This is a genomic window from Arthrobacter sp. H41 (assembly GCF_000520535.1).
In the GTDB taxonomy this organism is placed as follows: Bacteria; Actinomycetota; Actinomycetes; order Actinomycetales; family Micrococcaceae; genus Arthrobacter_D.
Map to the genome: position 1 here is coordinate 31,197 of NZ_KI914785.1, position 10,340 is coordinate 41,536.

General features: G+C 68.0%; 11 protein-coding genes and 1 pseudogene. 9 read left to right on the forward strand and 3 right to left on the reverse strand.

What is annotated here, in order from left to right:
• Positions 1-52: 52 nt before the first annotated feature.
• The 8 genes from rsgA to Y705_RS18145 all read left to right on the forward strand — a co-directional run bounded on the left by rsgA (position 53) and on the right by Y705_RS18145 (position 6,772).
• Positions 53-1,219 (forward strand): ribosome small subunit-dependent GTPase A, encoded by a 1,167-nt coding sequence (rsgA, locus tag Y705_RS0107205; RefSeq protein ID WP_049822411.1) that lies wholly within the window; start codon positions 53-55, stop codon positions 1,217-1,219.
• Between the two features lie 156 nt (positions 1,220-1,375).
• Positions 1,376-1,579, forward strand: coding sequence for a cold-shock protein (locus Y705_RS0107210; protein WP_026532371.1), 204 nt, complete (start codon positions 1,376-1,378; stop codon positions 1,577-1,579).
• A gap of 109 nt (positions 1,580-1,688) precedes the next feature.
• Entirely contained in the window at positions 1,689-2,498 is an 810-nt protein-coding gene (gene hisN / locus Y705_RS0107215) for a histidinol-phosphatase (RefSeq protein ID WP_026532372.1), read from the forward strand.
• Between the two features lie 24 nt (positions 2,499-2,522).
• A complete protein-coding gene (locus Y705_RS0107220) occupies positions 2,523-3,299 on the forward strand; it encodes a class I SAM-dependent methyltransferase (RefSeq protein WP_049822412.1) in 777 nt (258 codons plus the stop codon).
• Between the two features lie 40 nt (positions 3,300-3,339).
• Positions 3,340-4,263: a metal ABC transporter substrate-binding protein gene (locus Y705_RS0107225; protein ID WP_081737874.1), complete on the forward strand. Its 924-nt coding sequence runs from the start codon at positions 3,340-3,342 to the stop codon at positions 4,261-4,263.
• On the forward strand, positions 4,260-5,021 hold the full coding sequence (locus Y705_RS0107230) for a metal ABC transporter ATP-binding protein (protein WP_049822413.1): 762 nt from the start codon (positions 4,260-4,262) through the stop codon (positions 5,019-5,021). Before Y705_RS0107225 ends, Y705_RS0107230 begins: the two co-directional genes overlap by 4 nt.
• Position 5,022: 1 nt before the next feature.
• On the forward strand, positions 5,023-5,973 hold the full coding sequence (locus Y705_RS18140; protein ID WP_081737875.1) for a metal ABC transporter permease: 951 nt from the start codon (positions 5,023-5,025) through the stop codon (positions 5,971-5,973).
• 19 nt (positions 5,974-5,992) lie between these two features.
• Positions 5,993-6,772: a metal-dependent transcriptional regulator gene (locus Y705_RS18145; protein ID WP_081737876.1), complete on the forward strand. Its 780-nt coding sequence runs from the start codon at positions 5,993-5,995 to the stop codon at positions 6,770-6,772.
• Here the strand turns inward: Y705_RS18145 and crcB are convergent.
• Positions 6,700-7,077 carry a fluoride efflux transporter CrcB gene (crcB, locus tag Y705_RS0107245; RefSeq protein WP_026532376.1) on the reverse strand — a complete coding sequence of 126 codons (378 nt, stop codon included), beginning with the start codon at positions 7,075-7,077 and terminating at the stop codon, positions 6,700-6,702. The genes Y705_RS18145 and crcB overlap by 73 nt on opposite strands.
• Positions 7,078-7,378: 301 nt before the next feature.
• A pseudogene (locus Y705_RS23395) lies at positions 7,379-7,786 on the reverse strand (fluoride efflux transporter FluC); the annotation flags it as partial.
• A gap of 139 nt (positions 7,787-7,925) precedes the next feature.
• Here Y705_RS23395 and Y705_RS0107250 point away from each other — a divergent pair.
• Complete coding sequence (locus tag Y705_RS0107250; RefSeq protein ID WP_026532377.1) at positions 7,926-9,026, forward strand: carboxylate-amine ligase; 1,101 nt, start codon at positions 7,926-7,928, stop codon at positions 9,024-9,026.
• A 40-nt stretch (positions 9,027-9,066) separates the two neighbouring features.
• Here Y705_RS0107250 and Y705_RS23065 read toward each other — a convergent pair.
• Positions 9,067-10,340 (reverse strand): alpha-amylase family glycosyl hydrolase (locus Y705_RS23065; protein ID WP_253908526.1); only part of this gene is annotated, 1,274 nt, incomplete at its 5' end.

Below are 10,340 nucleotides of genomic sequence, written 5' to 3' on the forward strand. Positions count from 1 at the left end.
GCCGCCGTAACTGCGCCTGGGGTCGGCAGCGCGGCCATTGCCGGCACGCCCGATGTTCCCGCGACGTCCACTGGGGATCCCGAGCGTGTCTGAGGCAGGAAACCGCCGAGGCTCCCGCGCCTGGGACGAATCGGACGTCCGGATCCGCCCCAACAAGAAAGGCACGCGTCCCCGCACCAAGAACCGGCCGGCCTACGACGACGCCGTGACCGGCCGCATCGTCACCGTGGACCGCGGTCGGTACACCGCCGTCGTCGACGAGGACACCGCCGACGAGCGGCTCATCGTCGCGGCTCGGGCGCGCGAGCTGCGGCGCAGCGCCGTCGTCGCGGGTGACCTCGTAGCCCTGGTCGGCGATCTGTCCGGCGGGCCCGATTCCCTGGCGCGGCTGGTCCGCGTCGAGGAACGCCGCACCGTGCTCCGGCGCAGCGCCGATGACTCCGATCCGATCGAACGCGTGGTCGTCGCCAACGCGGACCAGCTCGTGATCGTGGTCGCGGCAGCCAATCCGGAGCCGCGCACGGGTTTCATCGACCGCGCACTGGTGGCCGCCTACGACGCCGGCATCGCGCCGCTGCTCTGCATCACCAAGGCCGACATCCGCGATCCCGCGGAACTGCTCGCGAACTATGAGCACCTCGACCTCCGCGTGATCATCAGCGGGACCGCCACGGACACGGCCGGAATTGAAGCCACGTCCGACGACGGTGCGTCGGCCAGGCTGTCCCACCCCGCCGTCGACGCCCTCCGGCAGGAGCTCGATGGCCAGGTCAGCGTGCTCCTGGGCCATTCGGGCGTCGGCAAATCGACCATGGTCAACGCACTCACGGGCTCCACCCGGGCCACGGGAGGGGTGAACGCGGTGACCGGGCGCGGACGCCACACGTCGTCGTCGGCCATCGCCCTGAAGGCGGCGGATTCTTCACCCGGAACCTGGATCATCGACACACCGGGAATCCGCTCGTTCGGCCTCGCGCATGTGGAGGCCGACCGCATCCTCTCCGCGTTCCCGGATCTCGAACCCGGCACCGAGCGATGTGAACGAGGGTGCAAACACGACGACCGGGCGGTGGACTGCGGCCTCGACGGCTGGGTCGCGGAAGGATCCGCGGGCGAGTCCGGGCCGGTGCGCCTCGCATCCCTGCGGCGCCTGCTCAGCGCAGGGATGTCCGAGGCCCGCGCCCAGGCGATGGACGTCAAGGAACTGGGCACCCAATAGGTTCTGGTAGGCTGGCACGTAGTTGTTGTGTTGCGCATTTATTTCAAGCCTTGATCCTCCACCCGGAGTTCGAAAGCTTTTTTGATAAGCGAAGACGAACACCGCGACGAGCGCCCCGAAGTACGGGAGCTGCTCTCACAAGGTAAGGAAGACAAAATGGCTACAGGTACAGTCAAATGGTTCAACGCTGAAAAGGGCTTTGGTTTCATCGCTCCCGAAGACGGCGGCGCCGACGTGTTCGCACACTTCTCCGCTATCAACTCGAACGGCTTCCGTTCACTCGAAGAGAACCAGAAGGTCAACTTCGAGACCACCCAGGGCCCCAAGGGTCCCCAGGCCGAGAACATCACCGTTCTCTAAGGTTCTCAAACCTTGACCGCGGATTCGCGGTCCACCAAGGGTCACCAACACGGCATCCGCCGCTGGTGGCCCTTGGTCGTTTAAGCACGCCAGACGATAGGTTGAGGGAATGACTTTTGTCCAGAGCTACAACGACGATCTGCGCCTCGCCCACATCATGGCCGATTCCGTGGACGACCAGACCATGTCGCGCTTCAAGGCACTGGATCTGAGAATCGAGACGAAGCCGGACCTCACCCCGGTCACCGACGCCGACAAGTCCGCCGAAGAGGCTATCCGTGGACAGCTCTCCCGCGCGCGTCCCCGTGATGCGGTACTGGGCGAGGAGTTCGGCAGCACCGGCGGAGGATCCCGCCGGTGGATCATCGATCCCATCGACGGCACCAAGAACTTCGTCCGCGGCGTGCCGGTCTGGGCCACCCTCATAGCCCTCGTGGACGAGGGACGCCCCGTGGTGGGCCTCGTCAGTGCGCCCGCCCTCGGAAAGCGCTGGTGGGCGGCAACAGGAACCGGAGCCTTCACCGGTAAATCACTGGCTGCCGCAACCCGCCTGCGGGTCTCCAACGTGTCACGGCTGCAGGACGCCTCGCTCTCCTACTCGAGCCTTTCGGGATGGCGGGCCCGCGGGTCGCTCGCGGAGTTCGTCAACCTGACGGACCAGGTGTGGCGGACCCGCGCCTACGGCGATTTCTGGTCCTACTGCCTCGTAGCCGAGGGCGCGGTGGACATTGCGTGCGAGCCCGAACTGAACCTTCACGACATGGCGGCGCTGGTGCCCATCGTCACCGAGGCCGGCGGACGCTTCACCTCGCTCGACGGCGTCGACGGACCCTTCGGCGGCAACGCCCTCGCCACGAACGGAACCCTGCACAGCGAGGTACTGCGCACCCTGAATCCGGACGTTGACGACCTCCTCTAGCCGACCCGCCCGAAAGTCCTGGATATGCCTGCCCCCTCGACGCCCCGCAGCGGCCCGCGGATCAGCGGTGATCGCCGGAACGACCTCGCTCAGGGCTACCGAACCGGCAGCAGCCGCTACGATCGGGTGCGGCCGGGGTATCCGGACGCGATCGCGGAGTGGCTCCTGTCACCCGGTGCCCGGACTGCAGCCGACGTCGGAGCCGGAACCGGGCTGTTCACCCGGCATCTGGTCGGGTGCGGCCTCGACGTCACGGCGATCGATCCGTCGGAGGACATGCTCTCAGTGCTCCGGGAGCGGCTTCCTGCAGCCACGATCCTCCCCGGTACGGCCGAAGAGACCGGCCTCGCGTCCGGCTCGGTGGACGTGGTGGCCATCGCCCAGGCCTGGCACTGGTGTGATCCCGTGAAAGCTGCGACGGAGGCCGCTCGCGTCCTCACCCCGGGAGGCACCCTCGCGGTGCTGTGGAACCAGTTGGACGTCAGCACCCCCTGGGTCCACCGGTTGTCGAGGATCATGCATGCCGGTGACGTCTACTCGCCGGGCTACCAGCCGGACTTCGGCCCGTTCTTTCCCGGACCCGAGGGGAAGCAGGTGCGATGGCGACAGACCCTTTCGGCGTCCGACGTCGTCGACCTCGCCCGCTCACGGGCCTATTACCAACGCGCTGACGCTGCGAGCCGCTCACGTGTGGAGCGCAATCTCGCCTGGTACCTGCACGACTACCTCGCCTTCCCTGCCGATGCCGAACTGTCCCTGCCCTATTTCACCTCGGCGTGGCGGGCGAGGGCCAGAAGCTAGGATCCTCGCGTTTCGGCATACCTAAGGAGTAGGTTTAGGTATGCCGAAATATTCCGGGGTACCGCTGGCGGGCGCACTCCTCGCGCTTGCCCTGCTGCTCTCCTCCTGTGCTCCCCGGTCCGAAGCGGCCCCCGCTGTGGGCGGGCACCGGGATGACCGCCCGGTGGTCCTCACCACTTTCACGGTGCTCGCCGATCTTGCCGACGAGGTGGGCGGCGGGCATGTGCGCGTGGAGTCCATCACCAAGGTGGGCGCTGAGATCCATGGTTACGAGCCCACGCCGTCGGACCTCGTCGACGCCCAGGACGCCGACCTGATCCTCGACAACGGGCTTGGCCTCGAGCGCTGGTTCGAGCGGTTCCTCCTCTCGGTCGATGCTCCCCACGCAGTCCTTTCCGACGGCGTGGAGCCGCTGGACATCCGCTCCGGCGACTACGAGGGTCTGGCGAATCCCCACGCCTGGATGTCGCCGCTGGCCGCCCAGACATACGTCGACAACATCGTGTCCGCGCTGTCGGACCTCGAGCCCGCCCACGCCGCCGACTTCCACGCCAATGGAGCACGCATCAAGGTCGAGCTCGCCGCCCTCCTGACCGAACTCCGCGACAGCGTCGCCGCGGAGCCGGCCGCCGCCCTCGTCACGTGCGAGGGCGCCTTCTCCTACCTCGCCCGCGACGCCGGACTGCAGGAAGCCTTTCTCTGGCCGGTCAACTCGGACACCGAGGGCACCCCGCGCCAGATCCGCGAGGTCATCCGGTTCGTGGAGGACCACGACATCCCGGCGGTGTTCTGCGAGTCCACTGTCGACCCGGGAGCCCAGCAGCAGGTGTCGCTCGCCACGGGAGCGCGTCTGGCAGGTCCGCTGTACGTCGATTCGCTCTCGGGACCGGACGGCGCCGTCCCCACCTTCCTCGACCTGCTGCGCTACGACATCCGCACCATTTCCGAAGGGTTGAGCCAGTGAACCTTCACGTACTCGCACAGGATCCCGTACAGGATCCCGCATTGCGGATCTCGGGCCTGACCGTCGCCTATTCCGAGGTACTGGCCCTCGACGCCGTGAGCCTGACGCTGGACGCGGGGCTCATCTGCGGCCTCATCGGCGTCAACGGATCCGGCAAGTCGACACTCTTCAAGGCGCTCCTGGGGCTTCTCGAACCGCAGGCCGGCACGGTGGAGCTCTTCGGCATGGCGCACCGGCAGGCACGACGCAGCGGTCTTGTGGCCTACATGCCCCAGGCCGAGGACGTCGACTGGAACTTCCCGGTGTCGGTGAACGACGTCGTCGGGATGGGCCGGTACGGGCATCTGGGGTCCATGCGGCGCCTTCGTCCGGCGGACCACTCCGCGGTGGGCGCCGCCCTCGAAAGGGTGGGCCTCGAGCACCTCCGCAAGCGGCAGATCGGGGAACTCTCGGGTGGGCAGCGCAAACGTGTCTTCGTGGCCCGGAGCATCGCCCAGGAAGCACAGCTCCTGCTGCTCGACGAACCCTTCGCCGGCGTGGACCGGTCGAGTGAGGCAACCATGACCGCCCTCCTTCGGGAACTCCGCGACGAGGGCCGCTCCGTACTCGTCTCCACGCACAACCTCGCGGGCATTCCGGAGTTCTGCGACACGGCTGTGCTGCTCCACCAGCGCGTCCTGGCGCACGGCACCCCTGAGGACGTCCTGACCTCCGGCAATCTCGCCCGGGCCTTCGGCACTCCAGGAACGGACAACTGACATGGACCTCCTCTCCTGGCTGACCGAGCCGCTGCAGTACGGATTCCTGACCCGAGCCCTGCTGGTGACCCTTGCCGCCGCCGTGGTCTCCGCCGTGCTGTCCTGCTGGCTGATCCTCATGGGCTGGTCGCTGATGGGCGACGCCGTCTCGCACGCAGTGCTCCCCGGCGTCGCCCTGGCGTACATGGTGGGCATCCCGTTCTCCATCGGAGCGTTTCTTTTCGGGGCGGGTGCAGTGGCCCTGATCGGCGCCGTCCGGGCCACCACCAAACTCAAGCCGGACACCGTGATCGGCGTGGTGTTCACCGCCCTCTTTGCCGCCGGCCTGGCGATCGTCTCGAGCACTCCCTCCCAGATCGACCTGATGCACATCCTGTTCGGCAACGTCCTGGGCGTCACTGACGGCGAGCTGTGGCAGGTGCTCATCCTCGGAGCGGTGACCCTCGCCGTCGTGCTGTTCAAACGGCGGGACCTCACCCTGCTGGCGTTCGACCGCACCCACGCCCACGTGATGGGGCTCAACACGCGGTTCCTCTCGGCACTGCTGCTCGGGCTGCTGGCCCTCAGCGTGGTGGTGGGACTCCAGGCCGTGGGCATCATCCTGGTGGTGGCCATGCTGATCACCCCCGGCGCCACGGCCTTCCTCCTCACCCGGAGCTTCGACCGGATGCTGGTGCTCGCCGTCGTCCTCACTACAGGGGCCGCCGTCTCCGGCATCTACGCGAGCTACTACCTCGACATCTCCACCGGCGCCGCCGTGGTCCTTTCGCAGTCGCTGATCTTCACCGCGGTCTACCTCTTCTCCCGGCCGAACGGGCTGGTGTGGCAACGGCAGCACCAACAGCAGCGGCGCCGCGCCCACCGTCGTCGGGGTACGGCAGCGCACCTGTCAAACGCGAGCGCGAACGCAAAGGTAACCGCAACCACAGCCGCAGTACCGGAAAAGGGCTGACGTGGCCGGCAGGAAAGGGATGGTGCACAGCATCGATTCCTCGAGCGTGCAGGATTACGTCAAGACCATCTACGGGTTCACCGAGTGGCAGGAGACTCCCATCACGGCGTCGCAGCTTGCCACCCGGATGTCCGTCGCCAATTCCTCGGTGACGGGGATGGTGGCGAAACTCGTCGAGCTGGGGCTCGCACGCCATGAGAAGTACGGACCCATCAGCCTCACCCCTGAGGGCCTCGCGCTGGCCCTTGCGATGGTGCGCCGGCACCGCCTCATCGAAACCTTCCTCGTGGACCAGCTCGGGTACAGCTGGGACGAGGTCCACGACGAGGCGGAACTGCTCGAGCACTCGGTGTCCGACACCTTCCTCGAACGGCTGGACCGGAAGCTCGGCTATCCCGTGCGTGATCCCCACGGCGATCCGATCCCGACCCCGGACGGCGTCGTGCCGAGGCCCGACGCCGTGCCCCTGGCGTTTCTCGACGACGGCCACCGCGCACGCGTGGCGCGGATCAGTGACGACGACCCGGCGTTGCTCAAGTTCCTGACCGGCCACGGCGTGGGCCTCGACACTGCCCTGCTGGTCTCGGGGCGCGCACCGTTCGGCGGACTGCTGGCCGTCGCTGTCGGCGAGGGTGCGCACCCGACCGTGCTGCAGCTGGGCGAGGAGCTCGTGACCGCGCTGTGGATGGAAAGTCTCGGTACGCACGAGGGCTGCACGCTGGCGGATCACAGCGCGGAAACCACCGCGAGCCCGACGGCGGCTGCAGCCAACGACGCCCCCGCTGTTCCCAGCGCGTAACCGAGGGCGGCGAGGTAGCGCCCGGCGCCGATCAGCCGCACGGTATCGACACTTGCCGTGCTGAAGGTGGTGAAGCCCCCGAGGAAACCGGTGCCGACCACCACCTCGACGGCAGGTGCGAGCCCCCCGTACAGCACCAGGCCGGCGACGACACCAAGCGCGAGGGAGCCCGTAACGTTGATCAGCAGGATCCCCAGGGGGAAAGATCCTCCGATCCGCGCCCGCACAGCGCCGTCGGCCATGAAGCGCGCCGCTGCGCCGACTCCCCCGGCGAGCGCCGTCAGCAGGAGAACGACGGCGCTCACGGTGCCTGCTCCGGGCCCGCTGGAGTCGGACCTGCTGAAGTGGTGCCTGCTGGAGTCGGACCTGCTGAAGTGGTGCCAGCTGGAGTGGTGCCAGCTGGAGTGGTGCCAGCTGGAGTCGGACCTGCTGAAGTGGTGCCAGCTGGAGTCGGACCTGCTGGAGTCGGACCTGCTGAAGTGGTGCCTGCTGGAGNGCTGGAGTGGTGCCAGCTGGAGTGGTGCCGGCTGGAGTCGGACCTGCTGCTGGGATGCCGGCCTCCGGCCGTCTGCCTCGCCAACGGGACGCGGCGGCCACCCCCGCCGCTGCGCAGGCAATGCCTCCGAGAACACTCAGCGACACGTAGGCTGCCGCCGCACCCGTTCGCCCGGCGCCGAGCAGGCTCACCGCGTCGAAGGCGAAAGCGCTGTAGGTGGTGAAAGCGCCGAGGAAGCCGGTGCCCGCTCCCAGCCTCAGCAGCTGGGCCCGGCCGGTGTCGCGCGGGACGGCCAGCGCCTCCAGCAGGACGCCGAGGAGGAAGGATCCTCCGAGGTTGACCAGCAGCGTCGGCAGCGGCCAGCCGCCCGCCTCCGGCACTCCGAGGGACATGCCATACCGGGCCAGGGTGCCGAGGACGCCCCCCGCCAGCACGAGTGCCACCTGGGCCGCCCGCGAGTACGACGGGACGGGCGCGCCTTGGGGGTGCGCCCGATCGCCCGGGCCGTACTGGGTCATGGTGGCACTATAACCGAAGGACGTCCCGGGACCGCGGACGAAGCACCAAACGAGGACCTGCCGCCGCGACACAGTGCCGGCCCGGTGTCATCGGCTCCCTACACTGGGAAAGACAGTACCCGCCGCATTGGAGGCCCCCGTGACGACCCTCGGCATCGAAGAGGAATACCTGCTTCTGGATCCAGCCTCCGGGCTCCCCGTGCATTGCGCCACTGACGTGCAGCAACTGCTGGCGGACTCGCCCGGCCTGGACGACGACGACATCCAGCGCGAGCTGTTGAGCTGCCAGATCGAGACGGCCACCCCGGTGTGCGACACACTCACGCAGGCCGAGGAATCCCTCCTGAATTTTCGCCGGCAGCTGGCGACCGCCGCCGGGCAGTGTGGAGCACTTGCCGCGCCCACCGCCACCGCGCCGCGGATCGGGCAGCACTATCCCGAACTGACGGACAAGCAGCGCTACCATGACCTCCGAGCCAGCGCCCCGGGCATCGTGGGTGACCAGTTCGTCAACGGCCTGCACGTGCACGTGGGGATCCCGGACAAGGAAACCGGCGTCCAGGCCCTCAACCGGATCCGCCCCTGGCTGCCGATCATCACCGCGCTCAGCACCAATTCCCCCTACTGGCTGGATCGCGACAGCGGTTTCGGGAGCTGGCGTGTCATCCACTACCGGCGCTGGGCCGTGCAGGGCATTCCGCCACTGTTCGCCGACGCCGCCGACTATGAGCGGCGCATCGGACAGCTCGAGGAGACCGGCGCCATCATCGACCGCGGTGTGTTGACGTGGGTTGCCCGGCTGTCGGACACCTACCCCACCCTCGAGGTGCGCACGGGTGACGCCCAGCTCGAAGCCCAGGATTCCGTGCTGCTCGCCGCCCTCATCCGGGGGCTCGTCACGACGGCGGTTTCCGCGGCCCGCGCCGGCGCCCGCCTTCCCGATCCCGATCCCGAACTGCTGGACGCCGCCCTCTGGCAGTCGGCGCGCGACGGCATGACCGCCCACGCCGTCGACCCGGAGACCGGCGTCCGCATGCCGGCCCGTCAGCGCCTCAGCGAGCTGCTTGAATTCATCGGCCCGGCCCTCGATGCCGAGGGCGACACCGACTGGGTGGAATCGGCGCTTTCCCACCTGGAGGCACGGGGAACCGGGGCGGAACGCCAACGCAAGGCCATGCACGACGCCGGGATGCCGGGCCTGCTGACGCTCTACCGGGAGAGCCTGATCAACGAGGACTGAGCACACTCCAGCCCGCAGGCTGGAGGGCGGCAACCGCGCGTCAGCTCAATTCGAGGATGCGCACTTCCCAGGGCCGCAGCCGATCCGGCGATCCGGCGTCGTAATTTCCGAGCAGCAGCCCGGACGTTCCCCCCGTGTCCTGCAGATCCGGCAGCGTCAGATCGTTCCCGGAGACGTTGCCCACGACCCGGATCACCCGGAAGCCGAGAGTTCGCGTGAAGGCGTACAGCGTGGGGTGGTCCTCGTGCTGCATCTCGAAGCGGCCGAGGCGCACCACCTCGTTGCCGTGGCGGAGCGCGATGAGCTGCTGGTAGAACCGGTGAACGGACTTCTCCGAGGCGCGGTCGGCGTCGGCATTGATCGTGGTGTAGTTCGAGTTCACGGCGAGCCAGGGGGTGCCGGAGGTGAAGCCCGAGTGCGGCGCGCCGGACCACTGGACGGGAGTCCGCGCGTTGTCCCTGCTCATGATGCGCAGGGCAGCGAGGGCGTCCGCTCCGGTAACGCCCAGTTCGGTGGTGGCTTCGCGGAACCAGTTCACCGACTCGAGGTCCTGGAAATTCGCCACCGAGATGAAGGGCACGTTGGTCATGCCCAGTTCCTCACCCTGGTAGATGTACGGCGTTCCGCGGTGCAGGTGAAGCAGCGCCGCCCACAGGGTGGCCGATTCGTACCGGAAGGCGGCGTCGTCGCCGAATCGGGAAACCAGGCGCGGCTGGTCGTGATTGTTGAGGTAGAGGCTGTTCCAGCCGGTCTCCGCCAGGCCCTTCTGCCATCGGTTCCAGGACGTCTTGAGGTCCAGCAGGTCAAGGCCCCGGTAGTCCCATTTCCCGCTGGGGCCCTGATCGAGGCTCACGTGTTCGAACTGGAACACCATGTCGACCTCACGCCGCGCGGGGTCGGTGAAAAGTTTCGCCTCCTCGACCGTCACGCCGGGCATCTCGCCCACGGTGATCAGGTCGGCTTCGCGCCCGTGGAAGACGGCGAGCGCCATCTCGTGGAGGAACTCGTGGATGCGCGGTCCGGACAGGAAGTGCGGGCTGCCGTCGCCCCACAACTGGCCCGCCCCCTTCTGCCATCGGTTCCAGGACGTCTTGAGGTCCAGCAGGTCAAGGCCCCGGTAGTCCCATTTCCCGCTGGGGCCCTGATCGAGGCTCACGTGTTCGAACTGGAACACCATGTCGACCTCACGCCGCGCGGGGTCGGTGAAAAGTTTCGCCTCCTCGACCGTCACGCCGGGCATCTCGCCCACGGTGATCAGGTCGGCTTCGCGCCCGTGGAAGACGGCGAGCGCCATCTCGTGGAGGAACTCGTGGA

Excerpts from the sequence above, each read along its gene's own strand:
- hisN (WP_026532372.1), top strand. The coding sequence starts at position 1,689 with ATGACTTTTGTCCAGAGCTACAACGACGATCTGCGCCTCGCCCACATC.
- rsgA (WP_049822411.1), top strand. The coding sequence starts at position 53 with ATGTTCCCGCGACGTCCACTGGGGATCCCGAGCGTGTCTGAGGCAGGA.
- Y705_RS18140 (WP_081737875.1), top strand. The coding sequence starts at position 5,023 with ATGGACCTCCTCTCCTGGCTGACCGAGCCGCTGCAGTACGGATTCCTG.
- Y705_RS18145 (WP_081737876.1), top strand. The coding sequence starts at position 5,993 with ATGGTGCACAGCATCGATTCCTCGAGCGTGCAGGATTACGTCAAGACC.
- Y705_RS0107210 (WP_026532371.1), top strand. The coding sequence starts at position 1,376 with ATGGCTACAGGTACAGTCAAATGGTTCAACGCTGAAAAGGGCTTTGGT.
- Y705_RS0107225 (WP_081737874.1), top strand. The coding sequence starts at position 3,340 with ATGCCGAAATATTCCGGGGTACCGCTGGCGGGCGCACTCCTCGCGCTT.
- Y705_RS0107220 (WP_049822412.1), top strand. The coding sequence starts at position 2,523 with ATGCCTGCCCCCTCGACGCCCCGCAGCGGCCCGCGGATCAGCGGTGAT.